Source organism: Pelodictyon luteolum DSM 273 (assembly GCF_000012485.1).
Classification (GTDB): Bacteria; Bacteroidota; Chlorobiia; order Chlorobiales; family Chlorobiaceae; genus Chlorobium; species Chlorobium luteolum.
Genome location: NC_007512.1, coordinates 1947508 through 1965122, shown reverse-complemented (window position 1 = coordinate 1965122; position 17615 = coordinate 1947508). Strand labels below are relative to the sequence as shown.

The 17615-nt window shown below is 58.3% G+C and carries 17 protein-coding genes; 8 read left to right on the top strand and 9 right to left on the bottom strand.

What is annotated here, in order from left to right; translation table 11 throughout:
* Positions 1-74: 74 nt before the first annotated feature.
* The 3 genes from PLUT_RS09060 to PLUT_RS09050 are packed head-to-tail and all read left to right on the top strand — an operon-like array spanning position 75 to position 2448.
* Entirely contained in the window at positions 75-824 is a 750-nt protein-coding gene (locus tag PLUT_RS09060; RefSeq protein WP_011358481.1) for an electron transfer flavoprotein subunit beta/FixA family protein, read from the top strand.
* The gene (locus tag PLUT_RS09055; RefSeq protein WP_011358480.1) at positions 824-1786 is read left to right on the top strand and encodes an electron transfer flavoprotein subunit alpha/FixB family protein; all 963 of its coding nucleotides are present in this window, start codon (positions 824-826) and stop codon (positions 1784-1786) included. The genes PLUT_RS09060 and PLUT_RS09055 overlap by 1 nt, the downstream gene beginning before the upstream one ends.
* 56 nt (positions 1787-1842) lie before the next feature.
* Positions 1843-2448, top strand: a complete 606-nt coding sequence (locus tag PLUT_RS09050) for a bifunctional nuclease family protein (RefSeq protein WP_011358479.1) — start codon at positions 1843-1845, stop codon at positions 2446-2448.
* A gap of 107 nt (positions 2449-2555) precedes the next feature.
* On the opposite strand, the gene PLUT_RS09045 is transcribed toward PLUT_RS09050, so the two are convergent.
* The 3 genes from PLUT_RS09045 to PLUT_RS09035 form a co-directional block, all read right to left on the bottom strand.
* Positions 2556-3128, bottom strand: coding sequence for an outer membrane protein (locus PLUT_RS09045; protein WP_041464187.1), 573 nt, complete (start codon positions 3126-3128; stop codon positions 2556-2558).
* A gap of 177 nt (positions 3129-3305) precedes the next feature.
* Positions 3306-5768 carry an outer membrane protein assembly factor BamA gene (bamA, locus tag PLUT_RS09040; RefSeq protein ID WP_011358477.1) on the bottom strand — a complete coding sequence of 821 codons (2463 nt, stop codon included), beginning with the start codon at positions 5766-5768 and terminating at the stop codon, positions 3306-3308.
* Positions 5765-6640: an isoprenyl transferase gene (locus PLUT_RS09035; protein ID WP_011358476.1), complete on the bottom strand. Its 876-nt coding sequence runs from the start codon at positions 6638-6640 to the stop codon at positions 5765-5767. The genes bamA and PLUT_RS09035 overlap by 4 nt, the downstream gene beginning before the upstream one ends.
* A gap of 226 nt (positions 6641-6866) precedes the next feature.
* Between PLUT_RS09035 and gatA the strand changes: the two genes are divergently transcribed.
* The gene (gene gatA / locus PLUT_RS09030; protein ID WP_011358475.1) at positions 6867-8324 is read left to right on the top strand and encodes an Asp-tRNA(Asn)/Glu-tRNA(Gln) amidotransferase subunit GatA; all 1458 of its coding nucleotides are present in this window, start codon (positions 6867-6869) and stop codon (positions 8322-8324) included.
* 12 nt (positions 8325-8336) lie between these two features.
* Positions 8337-9236 carry a succinate--CoA ligase subunit alpha gene (gene sucD, locus PLUT_RS09025; RefSeq protein WP_011358474.1) on the top strand — a complete coding sequence of 300 codons (900 nt, stop codon included), beginning with the start codon at positions 8337-8339 and terminating at the stop codon, positions 9234-9236.
* A gap of 129 nt (positions 9237-9365) precedes the next feature.
* Here the strand turns inward: sucD and PLUT_RS09020 are convergent, their stop codons facing one another.
* The gene (locus tag PLUT_RS09020; protein WP_011358473.1) at positions 9366-10346 is read right to left on the bottom strand and encodes a KpsF/GutQ family sugar-phosphate isomerase; all 981 of its coding nucleotides are present in this window, start codon (positions 10344-10346) and stop codon (positions 9366-9368) included.
* A gap of 113 nt (positions 10347-10459) precedes the next feature.
* Here PLUT_RS09020 and PLUT_RS09015 point away from each other — a divergent pair, with 113 nt between their 5' ends.
* Together PLUT_RS09015 and PLUT_RS09010 are read left to right on the top strand one after the other, a co-directional pair.
* On the top strand, positions 10460-10813 hold the full coding sequence (locus PLUT_RS09015) for a hypothetical protein (protein ID WP_011358472.1): 354 nt from the start codon (positions 10460-10462) through the stop codon (positions 10811-10813).
* A 20-nt stretch (positions 10814-10833) separates the two neighbouring features.
* The gene (locus tag PLUT_RS09010) at positions 10834-12357 is read left to right on the top strand and encodes a lipopolysaccharide biosynthesis protein (RefSeq protein ID WP_011358471.1); all 1524 of its coding nucleotides are present in this window, start codon (positions 10834-10836) and stop codon (positions 12355-12357) included.
* On the opposite strand, the gene PLUT_RS09005 is transcribed toward PLUT_RS09010, so the two are convergent.
* The 5 genes from PLUT_RS09005 to PLUT_RS08985 form a co-directional block, all read right to left on the bottom strand.
* Positions 12354-13175: a DUF4405 domain-containing protein gene (locus tag PLUT_RS09005; RefSeq protein ID WP_011358470.1), complete on the bottom strand. Its 822-nt coding sequence runs from the start codon at positions 13173-13175 to the stop codon at positions 12354-12356. The two genes, PLUT_RS09010 and PLUT_RS09005, sit on opposite strands and share 4 nt — an antisense overlap.
* A 28-nt stretch (positions 13176-13203) precedes the next feature.
* Positions 13204-13767: a periplasmic heavy metal sensor gene (locus PLUT_RS09000; protein WP_011358469.1), complete on the bottom strand. Its 564-nt coding sequence runs from the start codon at positions 13765-13767 to the stop codon at positions 13204-13206.
* A gap of 24 nt (positions 13768-13791) precedes the next feature.
* On the bottom strand, positions 13792-14169 hold the full coding sequence (locus PLUT_RS08995; RefSeq protein WP_157858176.1) for a hypothetical protein: 378 nt from the start codon (positions 14167-14169) through the stop codon (positions 13792-13794).
* 96 nt (positions 14170-14265) lie between these two features.
* Positions 14266-14808, bottom strand: coding sequence for an RNA polymerase sigma factor (locus PLUT_RS08990; RefSeq protein ID WP_011358467.1), 543 nt, complete (start codon positions 14806-14808; stop codon positions 14266-14268).
* Positions 14809-14883: 75 nt separating this feature from the next.
* The gene (locus PLUT_RS08985) at positions 14884-16266 is read right to left on the bottom strand and encodes a phosphoglucomutase/phosphomannomutase family protein (RefSeq protein ID WP_011358466.1); all 1383 of its coding nucleotides are present in this window, start codon (positions 16264-16266) and stop codon (positions 14884-14886) included.
* 183 nt (positions 16267-16449) lie between these two features.
* Between PLUT_RS08985 and lpxB the strand changes: the two genes are divergently transcribed.
* The gene (gene lpxB, locus PLUT_RS08980) at positions 16450-17598 is read left to right on the top strand and encodes a lipid-A-disaccharide synthase (protein ID WP_011358465.1); all 1149 of its coding nucleotides are present in this window, start codon (positions 16450-16452) and stop codon (positions 17596-17598) included.
* The last annotated feature ends 17 nt before the right edge of the window (positions 17599-17615 follow it).

Genomic DNA, 17615 nt, shown 5'->3' with positions numbered 1-17615 from the left:
AGCCCAGAAAAAGCCGCTTTCGAGCGGCTTTTCTGGTTGATATGCTTTTCTGAACCGATAGAGTGTGGTGCACTATGGAAATTGCCGTCTGCGTCTGCCTCGTTCCCGACACTGCTTCCGTCATAGGTTTTCAGGACGGCCGGCTCGACATGACGAGGGTAAGCGAGGTCATGAACCCGTATGACGAATATGCCCTCGAGGAGGCGCTCAGGATGCGTGAGGGTCCGGGTGGCGGAGTGGTGCGGGTGTTCAGTGTTGCTTCCCCCGAGAAAAAGGAGCTGCTCCGGAAATCTCTTGCCATGGGTGCTGACCGGCTGGTGATTGTTGAGGGTCCCGCAACTCCCGATCCCTGGCAGACGGCCTCTGCGCTCAGGGATGCGTTCGCTGAAGTGTACGGGGACAGTATGCCGGATATGGTTTTCTGCGGTCGTCGGTCGACCGATTTCGGGAGCGGTGAGGTGCCGGGCATGCTTGCCGCGCTTCTCGGTATGCCGTCGGTCTCCGCAGTTGTGTCGCTTGATGTCGCCCCGGACGGGTCGTTTCTTCTGGTGCGCGAGATCGAAGGCGGAGCGGAGCACATGAGTGTCGGGATGCCGGTTCTGTTCAGCACTGAGAAGGGGTTGAATATCCCGCGTAAAACCAGCATGAAAGGGGTCATGGAAGCCCGCAAGAAACCGGTGGATATCCTGCCGCAAACAGAGACGCACGCTCCGAGGGCTGCTCTTTCTGCAATCCGGCCTGCTGTGAAGAGAAAGCCCTGCCATATGCTTGACGGGGTGGATGAACTTGTCCGGCGGCTCAACACTCATGAGGGCCTCTTCTGATGGGAAAGGTGCTTGTATTTCTTGAACAGCGCGAGGGGCAGCTGAAAAAGGCATCCCTCGACCTTCTGCTCCTTGCTGCCGAGCGGGCCCGCGCTTCGGGTTCCGGCCCTGTAGCAGCAGTGCTTCCGGGACCGGTCGAGACCGCCGGCCTTCCGCCTGTGGAGGGGACGCTGTACCACGCATCCGACCCCTCCCTTGCGCTCTATAATCAGTACAGCTACGCTGCCCTCATACAGGAGGTTCTCGCTCTGGAGGGTGCCGTTGAGCTTTTGTTCGCCGACACCGCACTTGCGCACGACCTTGCCCCGCTGCTATCCGTTCGCCTCCATGCTTCACTGCTCCAGGGATGCTCCGGGCTCCCTGCTCCGGGCGGGCCCTCCATGCGACCACTTTATTCGGGTGCGGCGATAGGGGAGTTCACATCCTCCGCTCCGCTCCGCATCCTCACCCTCAGCCCCCCGCCGGAACGCCCGACACCGGCTGGAGGAGGCTCGCTCCGGGTGATTCCCCTCCCGGTCACAAAGTCCACGGGGCTCTCAGCACTGGTCCGCGAGGTGGTGCTCCAGAGCGGCATGCCGGACGTCTCGGAAGCTGGAATCATTGTTGCCGGCGGCAGGGGAGTGGGAGGCGCGGAAGGGTTCCGGATGCTTGAAGGGCTTGCTCTCCTGCTCGGTGGCGCGGTCGGGGCCAGCCGTTCGGCGGTCGACGAAGGGTGGCGGCCCCATTCTGAGCAGATCGGCCAGACCGGCAAGTCCGTCGCCCCTGCCCTCTACATCGCCTGCGGAATTTCCGGGGCGGTCCAGCACCTTGCCGGCATAGGGCGTGCCGGAACGATCGTCGCCATAAACAGCGACCCCCATGCGCCGATTTTCGGTGCAGCCGATTACGGCCTCATCGCCGATCTTCACACAGCCCTTCCCGCCTTCACTCTTGCAGTGAGGGAGTTGCAGGAATTGAAATGATTAGCAGTACATTGTTGTTGATATTCGGAAAGTAAATTCCCCCAGAGACCGATACCATGGAGAAAGTACAGGTAGACATACTGGGGCTGTCGACCAGCCCCCATACGAACGGAGCTTATGCCCTCATTCTATATGAACTTGAAGGGAACCGTCGCCTTCCGATCATCATCGGGGGGTTCGAAGCTCAGGCCATTGCCTTGAAGCTTGAGAACATCAAGCCCCCCCGTCCATTCACCCACGACCTCTTCAAGAACATCGCAGACGCTTTCAATCTCCATGTGAACGAAATCTTCATCGACGAGCTGCACAACGAGACCTTTTATGCGAAGGTGGTGTGTGAGGTGAACGGCGAGATACAGGAAATCGATGCCCGGCCGAGCGATGCCATCGCCATTGCGGTGCGCTTCGGCGCACCTGTGTATGTAAGCGAGGAAATCATGGCTGAAGCAGGCATCAGGGAGGAACAGAAAGATGAGGACGAGTTGTCGGAAATCGCGGCTGAAGAAGCCATCGAGCCGGAGCAGGCGGAATTCCTCACCCCCGGTCCCGGTGCCCGCCTTGATGAGCTGCAGGCTGCGCTCGGGGAGGCCGTGAAGAGCGAGAACTACGAAGAGGCCGCCCGGTTGCGCGATGAGATCTCACGGCTGAAGAGCAGCTCTTGAGATCGCTTCGGTCTTAAGAAATGAAAAGAGGGGGTGTCGCGGCAAAGCCGCGACACCCCCTCCGTCGTTTACACCCCTACAGCGTTTGTCCGCTGAGGTTCAACCCTTCAGAATCCGACCCTGAATCCCAATAGCGCGCTGTGGCTTCCCGCCTGCGTATTGTCCAGGAATTCCAGAGTGGAGAAGTAGCGGTAGCGTGCGTCGAGCATGACACCATCAGCAACCGGTATGGCCAGACCTGCACCAATCTGGTAGGCAAGTGTGGTTTCATTGGGGTCGGTGGCGGCTACATTGTTGAAGTTGACATTGGCAACGCCGACGCCTGCCGTCAGATAGGGCTCGAAGCCGCCGGCATCGATGTCATAGTAGCCGTTGGCCAGAAGCGAAAAGATCTTCACGTCGCCGCTTGAAGCAACGGCGTTGTAGCCGTCTACCTCGCTCTCCTGATAGCCGGCTTCAGCCTCAACACGGTAGTTGCCGTAATCGCAGCCGATGGCTCCGAGTACCATGTAGGCGCCATTCATTTCAATATCGTCTCCCAGATTGGGCGCATTGTCCATGTCATCCATCCATGAGATGCCTCCGTGTAGGCTGCCATACATGTCAGCAGCGACAGCTGGTTGGGCTGTAAATCCAGCCAGAGCCAATCCTGTGAAGAGAAGTGCAAGTTGCTTTTTCATGGCAGTAATCATTTAGTGGTTGTCATTTTGATCGTTCTTCTGATATACATCTTACTGCTTTGGGGGTACCTTCATATATATAATGTATATGTTTTCGTAGAGTTCGGCAACAGAATAGACAATAAAAAAACCGGCCTGTTGAGGCCGGCTTTTTTATTGCCGCTGATTTGTCAGCAGTTATTCCATGCCGGTGCCGAAACTGAAGAGGAAGTTCCACCCCTGTTTATCCTCGCCCGGGCGGGGTGCGTCGAACCCGTAGCCGTAGTCAAGTCCGACCTGGCCGATGATGGGCAGGTAGAGCCGCATGCCGATGCCTGCGGACTTTTTCAGTTTGGACAGATCCACGTCCGAAGCGCTCATCCAGAGGTTGCCGGCCTCGGCAAAGACCAGAGCATAGACGCTGGCCGAAGAGGAGAGGGTCAGCGGATAGCGGATTTCGGAGGTGAACTTCGAATAGATTTTTCCTCCGTACAGATCGGAGGTTGTGTCTGTTCCGAACTGCGTGCCGATGCTGCGGTCGTCATAGCCGCGCAGGGCCACGGTCGGGAGTGATGACATGCCGCTGCCGCCCATATAGAAGTACTCGGTATAGGGGATGTAGTCCTTGTCGTCGAAAGTCGAGAGGTAGCCATGCTGGGTCGAGAGGTTCAGGACGAACTTCCTGTCGAGCGGTACGTACCAGCTGGTGCTGCCGGTGAACTTGTAGAAGTCGACGGTGCCGGGCAGGACTCCGCCGGCCAGCTGGGCCGATATCGAGCTTTTGCTGCCGTGTCTTGGGTAGATCGGGTTGTCGATGCTGTTGCGCGTGATGGTCTGCGTGATGGAGAACTCGTCGGCCTGTTCAGGGGCAGTGTCATCAATGAAGGAGAGGAAGCTTCCTTCACTGTGGAGGTACTTGAGCCGCCAGTTGATGGAGAAGTAGTCGTCGGGCCATGTCAGGCGCTTACCGATCGACAAGGTTGTGCCGTACTGGTCAATGGGTTGCGGATCATATACGTCGTTGGTCGTGTAGTCGTAGGAGCGGTGGCTGGTGAAGGCCGAAAAGCCGACGGAGGTCGGGGTGTCGAATGCCCATGGCTCGGTGAAGTTCAGCGAGATGGTCCGGTATTCGTCGCTTCCGAACTGCCACTGGAAGCCGAGTTTCTGTCCGTCGCCGTGCGGGATGGGCTTGTAAGCCTCGGCATTGAAGATGTCTTCAAGTGAGAAGTTGTTGAAGGTCACGCCGAGTGCTCCGGTGAATCCGGCATCGCTGTAACCGACCGAGGCGTTGAACGTGTCGGTCTGCTTCTCCTCGACATTGTAGGTAAGGTCCACGGTGTTGTTTTCCGGATTCGGGTCGATGTCCGGGGTCAGGGTTTCCGGATTGAAGTAGTTGAGCATATTGAGCTCACGGATGCTGCGCACAACATTTTTGCGGCTGAACATGTCGCCGGGTACCGTGTGGAGCTCACGGCGGATGACATGGTCCTTGGTTTTCGTGTTGCCCTTTATGTTGATGCTGCTCAGCTGGAACTGGCCGCCTTCTTCAATGTTGATGAGGATGTCGATGGAGTCGGGACGAACCACCTGCTCCTGGAGTTTGGCACGGAAGGAAAGATAGCCGCGGTCAAGGTAGAGTGAGCTGACGTCGGTATTGTCCTCAGAGTAGTTGAGCCGCTCCTGTATCCGCTTTGCGTTGTATACGTCACCTTTCTTGATGGCGAAGGTGGTGTTGAGGATTTGAGTGGTTGCGAAATCCTTCGAGTTGCCGGTCCAGGTGATGTTGCGGATGACGTACTTTGGCCCTTCAAGGATGTAGATGTCAAGCAGCAGCCCCTTGTTGTTTTTCGTGTAGGCCACATCGTGGCGCAGGACGCGTGCATCGCGGTAGCCGTTGTTGCGGTAGAACTCCACGAGGAGGTCCTGGTCCTCCTGCAGCTTGTCGCGGTCGAGTTTCGGGCTGCCGAATAACTTCCGCCACCAGGAGTTCTGGTGGGTCTCTTTGAAGACACTGCGGAGTTTGCCCTGGTCGAAGGCCTTGTTGCCGTGGAATGTGATTTTCTCGATCGACACCTTCCGCCCTTCGGTGATGGTGAAGAGGGCGTTGACATGGTTCTTCTTTTCTGAGCGCTGCAGCTTGAACTCGGCGCCGGCCGCCAGGTACCCCTTGCCGGCGTAGATTTTCTCGATTTTGTTTGCTGCGGTGACCAGTTCCTGCTCGGTTACGGTTTTACCTACCGGGAGGGCTGCGGTTTTTTCAAGCTCTTCAGTCTTGATCTTCTTGTTTCCCCTGAACGCAACTCCCTCCAGCACCGGAAGCTCTCCGACAACGAACTTCAGGGCGATCCTCCGGCCTCCGAGGTCGTTCTGCTCGATTCTGATGTCGCTGAAGTAGCCGAGGTTCCAGAGATACTGCATCGCAGTGGAGATCTCGGGGCCGGGGATGGCGATCCGCTGGCCTTCCTTCAATGGCATGCTTCCCTTTATGTCTTCCTCCTTGATCGACTGGAGGCCGCTGAATGAGATGGTGCCGAGGGTGTAGAGCTCATGCTGTGGTGCGGCTGCCGTTTTCTGGACAGTCGCGGCCCCTATGTTCCCCGAAGGGGAAAGAAGGAGTGCGGCAAGGAGGAGGATAAATGCGGGTTTCTGTGGAATGTTCATCGAGCGTTTTCTTTCAGACGGGTTAATGCTTCTGTATGATGTGCACCGGTGTTCTGGACCTGGTCGCTGGTCTGGCCGAAACGGCGTTCCCTGCCCTGATAGTCCCGGATGGCCTCGTAGAGTTGGGCCCGGCGGAAATCGGGCCAGTAGGTGTTGGTGAAATAGATTTCCGAATACGCGCTCTGCCAGATCATGAAGTTGCTGATGCGGAACTCCCCGCTGGTGCGGATGATGAGCTCCGGGTCCGGCATGGATGCTGTGGAAAGTCGTGATTCGATCAGCTGTTCGGTGACGGCAGGAGGATCGAGCAGCCCGGCCTTCACATCGCGGGCGATGGAGGCGCAGGCCTGGGTGACATCCCATTTGCCGCTGTAGCTGAGTGCGATGTTGAGGACGAGGCGGCTGTTGTTTTTGGTGATCTCTATGGTGTTTTCCAGCACCGTGCGGACTTTATCCGGCAGGAGGGCCGTGTTGCCGATGACGTTCAGCCGAACGTTGTTGTCGTGCAGCGCGCGGGTTTCACGGGCGAGGATGCGCACGATCAGCTGCATCAGGGCGGAAACCTCTTTTTCGGGGCGTTTCCAGTTTTCGGTGGAAAAGGTGAAGAGGGTGAGGTAGGGAACGCCGAGCTGGATAGATGCCTCCACCACATCACGGACCGAGCTGACTCCGGCGGCATGCCCCTCGATGCGTGTTTTGCCCTTCAGACGTGCCCAGCGGCCGTTACCGTCCATGATGATGGCGATGTGGGATGGGAGCTCACACGTTGCCTTAAGCTCCGCCTGTGCCCTGTCGTCTGCGGTTGCAATCTCCCCGGAAAACCAGTGGGCCTTTTTCGTGGCCGACGGGTCCAGTTTTTTTATCAGGGCCATGTTCTTTCTCTGCTCGGTGTCTATGGTTCCGGTGCGTATTCTCTGGCGTAATGCAGCGGGATCACGAATAGCTCTTCAAAACGGTTCAAATTGAATAATATGGATCTATTTGTTATTATACAAACCTTACAGTCAATCGGGCCCCCTGCAATTTCAAAGGGTTTTCGGGGCCGGATGTCAAGGCTCCGCTGTCCCGGGCCGTCCATTATAACCATTCATTAGAACCGTGCAATTCAGTAGTTACGAAGATCTGCGCTCCAGACTGCTGTCGCATGCGGTGACGTGTGAAGCGGTGGCCCGCCACTACCTCGACCGCATACGAAGCCACGAGGGCGACAACATATACATAACGGTGTTCGAGAATGAGGCTCTGCAGCGGGCCCGTTCACTCGACTTGAAGCTCGCTGGAGGCGGGACTCCCGGCCGGCTGTTCGGCATGCCGATGGCCATCAAGGACAACATCTCGATGAAGGGGGCCCCGCTTACCTGCGCTTCGAAAATGCTTGAGGGATACACGAGCGTCTATGACGCCACAGCCGTGCTCCGCCTTGAAGCCGAGGATGCCATCTTTCTCGGCAAGACCAATATGGACGAGTTCGCCATGGGCAGCTCGAACGAAAACTCGGCGTTCGGTCCTGTGCCGAACCCGTTCGATAACCAACGGGTGCCGGGTGGCAGTTCCGGCGGATCGGCAGCTGCCGTGGCAGCAGGCCTCGCCATGGTGGCCCTTGGATCCGACACGGGTGGTTCAGTCCGCCAGCCGGCAGGGTTCTGCGATATCGTAGGACTGAAGCCTACCTACGGAAGGATCTCCCGCTACGGTCTCGTGGCATTCGCTTCCTCGTTCGACCAGATCGGCGTGCTTGCCCTGAACTGCGATGATGCCGCGCTCGTGCTTGAGGTGATGGCAGGAGTCGATGGCAAGGATGCGACATCCTCCGCGCATCCGGTTCCAGCATACGCAGCCGAAATGACGGACGTCAGTCTCAAAGGGCTCCGGATCGGCGTTCCCGAAGAGTTTTTCAACGAGAGCCTGAACCCCGATGTTGCCAGTGTCGTACGAGCCAAGCTTGAGGAGCTGCGTCTGCAGGGTGCCGAGCTTGTCAACCTCACCCTTCCGCAGAGCGATTATGCAATCGCGGCCTACTACATCCTCGTCACGGCTGAGGCATCATCCAACCTTGCCCGCTTCGACGGTGCCCGGTACGGGTACCGTTCGGAAGCGGCCGATGACCTCTCCTCGATGTACGTGAAGTCGAGGACCGAAGGGTTCGGGGCTGAAGTGAAGCGTCGCATCATGCTCGGTACCTACGTGCTCTCTGCAGGCTACTACGATACCTACTACAAGAAGGCCCAGCAGGTCCGCCGTCTCTTCCAGGACCGCTACCGCGAGGCGCTCAAGGGGGTTGACGTCATCGCCGGCCCCACTTCACCCTTTCCTCCGTTCGGCATCGGCGACAAGACGGCAGACCCTCTTGAAATGTACCTGGCCGATGTGTTCACGGTGCCTGCCAGCATCGTCGGCATGCCGGCCCTCAGTGTTCCCGTGGGCTATGACAGCCTCGGCCTTCCGGTGGGCATCCACCTTATCTGCAATTTCTTCGAGGAGGGGAAAATGCTCGGCATCGCCCGCCACATGCAGCGGCCGGACTCCTCACGCATACCAGCTCCCAGCAACCATTAAATCATCGATATTATGAGTGTATTGGTCAACAAGGATACCCGCCTGGTCGTCCAGGGCATCACCGGCGGCGAGGGGACCTTCCATACTTCCCAGATTCTTGAGTACGGCACCAACGTTGTTGCTGGCGTGACGCCCGGCAAGGGCGGGGTGCTGTACCACGGCAACGACCGCGACAAGTTCTGCCGCCCCGTTCCGGTATTCAACACCGTGAAGGACGCTGTTGAGAAAGCCGAGGCGAATGCCACGGTGATTTTCGTGCCGGCCGCTTTTGCCGCCGACGCCATCATGGAGGCCGCCGATGCGGGGCTGAAGGTCATCATCTGCATCACCGAGGGCATTCCGGTGAACGACATGATGAAGGCATATGCATTTGTCCAGGAGAAGGGCGCGGTGCTTGTCGGGCCGAACTGCCCTGGCGTCATCACCCCCGGTGAAGCGAAAATCGGCATCATGCCGGGCTTCATCCACAAGAAGGGCACCATCGGCGTGGTTTCGCGCAGCGGCACCCTGACCTATGAGGCCGTCCACCAGCTGACGAGCGTCGGGCTCGGCCAGTCGACCTGCATCGGCATCGGCGGCGACCCTATCATCGGCACCCGCTTCATCGATGCCGTAAAGCTTTTTGCCAAGGACGATGAAACCGAAGGACTCATCATGATCGGCGAAATCGGCGGCAGCGCCGAGGAAGAAGCTGCCGAGTACATCAGGAAATATTTCAAGAAACCGGTTGTCGGCTTCATCGCAGGCCGCACCGCGCCTCCGGGCCGCAGGATGGGCCATGCCGGCGCCATCGTTTCGGGCGGCAAAGGTACTGCAGAGGAGAAGATCAAGGCGATGGAGGCCGCAGGCATCCACGTCGTCGACAGCCCTGCCGATATCGGCGAAGCAATGCTGAAAGCGCTCGGCCGCTAAGCGTTGCTCTTTTCCCGCTCATGCCGGGTACTATAACACTGAACCCCTGCCTTTGGCGGGGGTTCAGTGCTTTATGGGTGTTGCTTTATCGGGTGCTGCTTGCCGGGGTACTGCTTCCCGGGTGGCGGCTCAGAGACCGAGTGTCAACAGGTCATGCAGGTGGATGAGGCCTATAGGGCGGTTCAGGGCGTCGCAGACCATGAGCTGCGTTATGCGCCAGGTTTCGAGGATGTCGAGGCACTCTTTTGCGAGCATGTCAGGCCCGGCGGTTTTCGGGCCGGCCGTCATGACATCGCCTGCAGTCCGTGAGAGGAACTCTTCGCCTTTCTGGACAAGGCGGCGGAGGTCACCGTCGGTGAAGATCCCTTTCAGGCGCCCATCGCTATCGACAACGGCACTGACCCCGTAGCGCTTTGAAGTCATTTCAAGGATCAGGTCCGAAAGGGACGAGCTTTCGTGAACCACCGGAACCGCATCTCCCTTTGCCATGATGTCGCCGACACGGACGGTCAGGCGCCGACCGAGTGCGCCTTTGGGGTGGCTGAGGGCGAAGTCACGTTGTGTGAACTGTTTCTCCTCCATGAGCGCAATGGCCAGAGCGTCTCCCATGGCGAGCATGGCGGTTGTGGAAGTTGTCGGAGCAAGGTCGTAGGGACAGGCTTCGGTGCCGATGCCGGTATCGAGCGTGATGTCGGCGTTCTCACCGAGAAAAGAACGGCGGCTTCCGGTCATGGCGATGATTTTCACTCCGATCTGGCGGAGCGGTGGAATGATGAAGTTGAGCTCCTCGGTGGTACCGCTTTTGGAGAGGCCGATGACAACATCGTGTTTCTGGACGATGCCAAGGTCGCCGTGGGCGGCTTCGGCCGGGTGGAGGAAGACTGCAGTCGAGCCGGTCGAGGACATGGTGGCCGCCATTTTCTGGCCGATGATGCCCGATTTGCCCATACCGGATATGATGATCTTGCCCTTGCAGCCTGCAAGAAGGCTCACTGCACTTGAAAAACTGCCGTCGAGGCGTTCGGCCATACGGAGGATGGCCTCGGCTTCCTGCAGGAGGATCCGGCGGCCTTTTTCGGTGAGGGAATCGGGGGATGCAGCTCTCTTCATGGTGTTGTTATGCGGGGTTCGGCAAAAGAACCTTGGTTGTACTTTCAATAAAAAGGAATATCGGCTACATTGCAATAACTACCGCTTTCTTCACCAAACAGACTGTTGCGATTATGAGCTGGATCCCCATCATGGTGTTTTCGCTGCTGGTGTTTTTTTTCTTCATCTTTCTGCTCAGGAAGTTTGTCGGGTACATGAAAACGGAGCAGTCGCTGGAAATTGAATCCTTCAAGTCTTCACTCATTGATCCCGACAACCCCGTCGGCCTGTCGGGCGCGGAACTCGAAAAGCTCAAGCAGCAGCAGCAGGAGGCCCAGGCCCACCTGCGCGAGGTGATCTCGAAAATCCCCGTCATGGAGAAAGACGGCCGGTTCCAGATTGATGCGGATGCTGTGCGCCGCCGCCGTGAAGCCGAAAACGGCAGCGCGGACGGTGCCGGGAAGTCCGGCATGTCAGAAGAGGCCTAGGCCAAGAGGAGCATCGATCAATGCTGCTTGGAAAGCTCAAGCTTCTCTTCAAGGATACCCTCATCTACGGGACGAGCACGATACTGGCCCGCAGCCTCAACTATCTGCTCGTCCCGCTCTACGCCAACCAGCTCTCGACCTTCGACAACGGTATCCAGACGCTGGTGTACGCGAACATCGCCATCGCCAATGTCATCTTTTCCTATGGTCTTGAAACCTCGTACCTGAAGACCGCTTCCGATGCGATCCGCCTGCAGAAGGATGAGCGCCCGCTCTTCTCGACGGCCTTCATCTCACTCTTTACGACCGCAACCCTTTTTACCGCGATACTCTTTCTGCTTGCTCCATCGGTTTCCTCCATGATCGGCCTATCGCCCGCCGAACAGCCCTTCATCCGCTATGCGGCCGTGATTCTCTGGATCGACACCCTGCTCGTGATTCCTTTTGCGGAGCTTCGCCTCAAGCGCCAGGCCGTGCGATTCGCCGTGGCGCGCATCGCGGGCGTCGTGGCCGTTGTCATCAGTGCCTTCATCCTCCTCGGGCCCCTGCAGGCGGGCCTCGGCGGTGCATTTCTCTCCAATATTCTTGGTTCCCTCCTTACCCTCATCCTGCTCTTTCCTGTCCTCCGCCGCCTCCGGGCGGCGTTCTCGTTCGCCGACCTTCGCGATATGCTTCGTATCGGCCTTCCCTACGTGCCGACAGGCATCGCCGGCCTCCTTATCCACCTCATAGACCGCAACATCCTGATCCGTATGTCCTCCGGCGATATCGAGCGCATCTATGGCAAAGGTCTCGAGGCTTCCGACGTGGTGGGTATCTACGGCAGGGTAGTGGCGTTCGGGGTGGTGCTGCAGCTGCTCATCCAGGTGTTCAGGTTCGCATGGCAGCCCTTTTTCCTCCAGCACTCCAACGACCCCGATGCCAAACGGCTGTTCCGCCACGTCCTCAGCATTTCGACCATGCTCACCATGTTCATGGCGCTTGCGGCAACCTTTTTCGTGCCGGATCTGGTGCGCTACCATTACGGGGGGGCCCTTTACCTGCTCCCTCCCGGCTACTGGATAGGCCTCTCGGTGCTGCCGTGGATTTTTCTGAGCTATGTGTTCGACATGGTTTCAACCAACCTTTCGGCCGGCATCCTCATCACGGGGACGACCCGGTACCTGCCGGTCGTGACCTTTGCGGGTGCATCGGTGACCGGTCTTTTCTGCTGGTGGCTGATTCCTCTGTCGGGGATGGAGGGAGCGGCTTACGCCATCGTTGCCGGTACGGTGGTGATGTGCATGATGATGGCCTATTATTCCCTGCGTGCATACCCGGTGCAGCATGACTGGGGAAAACTCTCTCTTCTGCTTGTCGGGGGTATCGGGGCCGGCTGGGCCGGTGTATCGGCCTCTGCGCTCCTGCCGGACGGCTCGTGGGTCGGGCCCGGCTTTAAAGGAGCACTGCTCGGTTTCTACCTGCTCTTTTCCGTCCTCATGTTCCGCCCTGAATCCGGGCTCCTCTTTGCAAAGCTGCGCAGCAGGACCCGGCGGCGCAGCTAGCGAAGGATCTCCTCTAGACGCTGGCGCAGTTCCTGAACGCTGATGCCGTTGGATTCGGCAATGCTTCTCATGCTGTCTGATGGCTCTGCCTTCATACCCTTCGCTTCAAGGGCGAGCTGCAGCGATGCAGCCGAAACGCCGTTTTCTTCGGCTACCTCAAGCAGTGTCTTTCTGCCGAACCCCTCTTTCTGCAGTTCCTTGTTCGCCGGGGCCAGGAGCTTGTATGCCTGCTCGGCCGAGATGCCGCTCTTTCGGGCTATTTCACCGAGGGTTTCGGATGTTGAGGACGCCTTAAGGCCGGCTTTCTGGAGGGTTTCGAGGATCTCTTCTGCGCTTTTTCCGACAGATGGCTGCCGGGCGAGCTCTTCAAGCGTCATTGTTTCGGCATGGGCGACGGGCGGCTGCTTGATGCTGCTTTCCCATGATCCTTTAAGCTGCTCTCCGAGCGTGGTGATTGCTGAGAACGGCTGCAGGTGCTGTGCGGTGCCGACACCGAAGAGGATGGTGAGCAGGAGAATGGATACGAGCTCAAGCGGATGGCTGAGCCCGCTGGTGGCTTTGGCCTTGATGTAGCTGACAAACGCCTTCCAGTTGATGACGAAGAGGTGGAACACCGACAGAAGGGCGAAGGTGAATCCGAAAATGGTATGCTGGTCCTGCCATTCGCTCTTGCTGAGAGCGAGAAGCTGCCATCCGGTCCAGTTCGCCACCCTTCCGGGAGGGGCGATGAAGAGCACGGTACCGGAGACGAGGAGCATCACAAACGAGGTGACGAGCCCGAGGCTGATGAAGATCCGCCAGTTGATGATTTTTTTCATGTCGAAAAAATGGTTGTTGTTATTCGGTTCAGCGGGTCCCGCCGGCAGGAGTGCTTTTCCAGTGCTCCTGGTGCATGATGATTTTGCGGGTTGCCAGCTCTCCGAGCATGGTTTTCAGCGAGTCGCGCTGGGCGGGCGTGCAGGTCATTGCGAGTTCATGGAAGTGATGGGCGAGCTCTCGCTCGATCTCCGCCTGACGGTTGCCGAGCTCTGTGGCCAGGGCCGTGATCTTCATCGTGTCGGGGCTCTCCTGGAAGGACTCTTCAACAAGCTGCTGCTTCAGGGACCCGATGGCCTGTATCTGGGGGCGGACTTTCCGGAAGTGCTGACGGCGGAGCTCCTGGAAAGAGGCCGCCTGGCTGCGGGTGAGGGAGAGCGGGAGCTGGAAGTAGATCTGCCGGCTCACCTCGCGGGTGAGGGTCACCGGCCGTGGTGCCGGGGCATGGATGTTCTGCCACCAGAGCACGCTGAGCAGGGTGACGTTAAGGATGACGAGCAGGATGAGGGCCGTGGTGACGAGCCGTTTTGTAGTAAGGAAGTTCATGGTATCGGTGAAGTCATGTGGAGGGTGCCCGGCAGGGGGGTACGCCATCCGTTTGTGGCGAAGCTCCCCTCCTCAGGGAGTCTGCAGGTCTGCGGGTGCCGCTTCGAGATGCTCTCCGGCATATGGGGCGGGCTCCTGGTAATAGGCAAACGTCGAGCTTGAGTAATCGTCGCCGAAACTCCCCAGCATTTCGCTGATGGCCGGGGCGGAGTCGCCTGCATTCTGGAGAAGGACAATAAGCGCGGAGCCCAGATTGATGATGATAAGCAGCAGCATGAGGGCGAAGCGGTAGTTCACTCTGGATCCGATGCCGCTCGTTTTCAGGGCGCCGGCATTTGATTCTTCTTCGATCCGCTGCATCAGCCGAACCCGGAAGCTGGGGTGCACCCCGATCGGCCGTATTCCATCAAGAACGGCCATGGTTCTCTTCACTTCTTCTCTGGTATGCATGTCGTTACGGCTCTTTCTGATCATCTGTTCCTGGGGTGTTTCTTTTATTTGACGACAGGTCTGTATAAAACTTGTGCTTCTGCATGCACTCTCATTTCAGTGGCGCCGGTAATAGTCCTCGAGCAGCTCCTGCAGCTTTTTCTTCGCCCGGTGTACCAGGGACTCCACCGCAGAGACCGACGTTTCCATGATGTCGGCGATCTCCTGGTTGCTGTAGCCGTCCTGCTTGCTGAGCAGGAACGCGGTTTTCTGGCTGTCGGGCAGCGACTCCAGCGCCACTTGCAGCACCTGTATTCGTTCCTTGTCCTCAAGCGCCTCTTCGGGGTTGTCCCTCGAAGGAGCCGCGATGTTGATTGCCGGGTCTTCCGCTCCGATCATCCGCTTCAGCGAACTGAACCGTTTTTTACGTTTCAGCCGGCGGAGGTGGTCGAGGGACTTCGTTACGGCAATGCGGTAGATCCAGGTGGAGAGCTTCGAATCCTCCCTGAACCGGTCCAGCGAACGGTGTACTTCTATAAAGACGTCCTGGGCGATGTCTTCGGCGTCCTCGCGGTTGAAGACGAAACGGTAACAGGTATTGAGCACCATCTCCTGGTGCTCTTCTACGATGTCCCTTAACTGTTCTTCCCTCGGTGTCATCTGCCCTGTCCCCTAAGGACCTGTTCTATGTTTCGAGGGTGGGTGCCCTCCGTATGCGCCGCCCTCGATGGTCGCTCAGGCGAGTTTTGAAGCGAAAGCGAGCACCTTTTCCACCTTTTCAGAGGAGTCAGCTTCGCAGTAGATCCTGAGGATCGGTTCCGTGCCTGAGGGGCGGATGAGCATCCATCCTCCTTCGAAATGGTATTTGTAGCCGTCCAGATCGCTGAACTTCACGACGGGGTAGCCGGCAATCGATGGAAGGTCGCCCGCTGCCGCCTTGTCGATGATGGCCTGTTTCTTCACATCGCTGACATGGAGATCGAGCCGGCGGTATGCAAAGAAGCCGTACTCGTCGTAGAGCTCCTGTACAAGCTGTGAGAGGGTCTTTTCCTTGCGGGCCATCATTTCGAGGATGAGCAGGCCGATATAGATGCCGTCGCGCTCGGGAAGGAAGGCCGTGATGCCGATGCCTCCGGACTCTTCGCCGCCGATGAGGATGTCGCGGGTCGCCATGAGGGTGCTGACGTACTTGAACCCGACCGGCAGCTCATGCATCATGAGGCCGTGTTTCTTGCAGATCCTGTCGATGACGTCCGTCAACGCAAAGGTCTTTGCCACTTCGCCATGCTGGTGCTTCTCTTCGACAAGGTCTTTCAGGATGATGGCAAAGAGCTTGTGGGAGTCGACGAACTCGCCTTTTTCGTCGAGCATGCCGATGCGGTCGGCGTCGCCGTCGTTGATGATGGCTACATCGGTCTCCACCTCGCGGAAGAATTCAACGAACTCTTCGATGTAGGGGGGGATCGGTTCAGGGTTGATGCCGCCGAAGCCGGGGTTCTGGCTGCAGTGGTAGCAGTTCACCATTGACTCGTCGAAAAGGCGGGTGATGATGTCCTGTCCTGCGCCGTACATGGCGTTGTGGGCGATCTTGATGCGTGACTGCCGGATCAGCTTGAGGTCGATGTGGGCTTCGAGGTAGTTGACATAGAATCCTTTCATGTCGACCGGTTCGATCAGCTTCGGGTCCGCCTTGATGTCCGCAGCAGGATCAACCTGCGGCAGATAGGACTCGATTTCCGAAATCACTTCAGGGCTGGCCGGGCCGCCGTAGGAGGCCTTGACCTTGAATCCGTTGTATATGGCGGGGTTGTGCGATGCGGTGATGACGATGCCGCCGGCAAGCTGCTTGGCCTTGGTGTAGAGCGAGACGGCCGGCGTTGAAGCGAAGCTGTCGGCAAGAAACACCCTGAGACCCTGTGAGGAGAACACCTCGGCGGTGTAGCGGGCAAACTCCTTCGACATGAAGCGGGTGTCGTAGCCGATGCAGACCCCTTTTGCCTTCAGCGGGTGGTTCAGGAAATACCGTGCGCTGGCGAGTGCTGCGAGTTTAAGGTTGTCGAAAGTATAGTCTTTTGCAATGATCGCTCTCCATCCGTCAGTGCCGAATTTGACTTGCATTCTGTATCGTTTTTAATATAATGGGAAATGAAAATCCATGATGGATTCCCTGAAAATCTTTCACAAAATACAGTTTCCCCCCCGTACATACAATGTTCCGGCGCAATCTTCCCTCATCATTGTCAAACCGCCATCAAACCGCCATCAATCCGTCCTCATTGATTAATCATTGATCCCTCATTGATGCCAAAGAAGCTTTTTGTCCTTGCCGGCGAAGTATCCGGCGACCTGCATGCATCGGGTCCGGTGGCGAGGCTGCTTGAGATGGCCCCCCGGACGGAGGTGTTCGGCGTGGGAGGCGACAGGCTGAGGGCACAGGGCGCCCGTCTGCTCTACGATACCCGGCAGATGAGCATCATGGGCTTTGTCGACGTGCTCCTGCACGCGCGATTCCTCCGCCGGGCAATCCGTGATATCAAGGCGGCCATCGTCCGTGAAAAACCCGACGTGGCGCTGCTTGTCGACTATCCGGGCATGAACCTCATGCTTGCAAAGTTCCTGCATGAACAGGCAATACCTGTGGTCTACTACATCTCCCCCCAGGTCTGGGCCTGGAAGGAGCGCAGGGTGGAGGCGATACGGCAGTATGTCGACCGCCTGCTCGTCATATTCCGCTTCGAAGTCGACTTCTTCAAACTCCACGGCGTGAAGGCCGAGTTCGTCGGCAGCCCGGTGGTGGAGGAGCTGCAGGAGGTGCAGCGTGAGCCGAAGGAGGCATTCATGCGCCGCCACGCCATAGAGCCAGGCACTCAGCTTGTCGGCCTCCTGCCCGGCAGCCGCCGCCAGGAGCTTGCCCACATTTTTCCCTCGATGGCCGGCGCGGCAGCAATGCTGGCTGAGACAGGTAACGTGGTTTTTTTGCTCGGCCGGGCGCCGCAGCTCGAAGTGCATCAGTTCGAGGCGCTCCGGCACCATCCGGGGGTACGGGTCGTGGAGTGCAGCGCCTATGAAGTGATGCAGCAGAGCGACCTTGGCCTTGTGACTTCCGGGACGGCGACCCTCGAGTCGCTCTGCTTCGGCATGCCGATGGTCGTCATCTACCGGACCGGCTGGCTGAACTACACGATCGGCCGCCATCTGGTGAAATTGACGAGCATTTCGCTGGCCAACATCGTCGCAAAGGGACTCGGCGCCACCGAGCAGGCGGTTCCCGAACTGATCCAGGGTGCTGCGTCGGCTGAGGGCATATTCCGCGAGGCGACGCGCCTGCTCGATGACCCCCGGGCGCTTGCGGCCATGCGTGAAGAGCTGCTCCTGGCCCGTTCCGGACTTGCCAGCCTGTCGCCTTCGAAGAACGTAGCCGACGTGCTCGCCGGTTATCTAATGCAATGAGAACCCCCCGTTGCCGG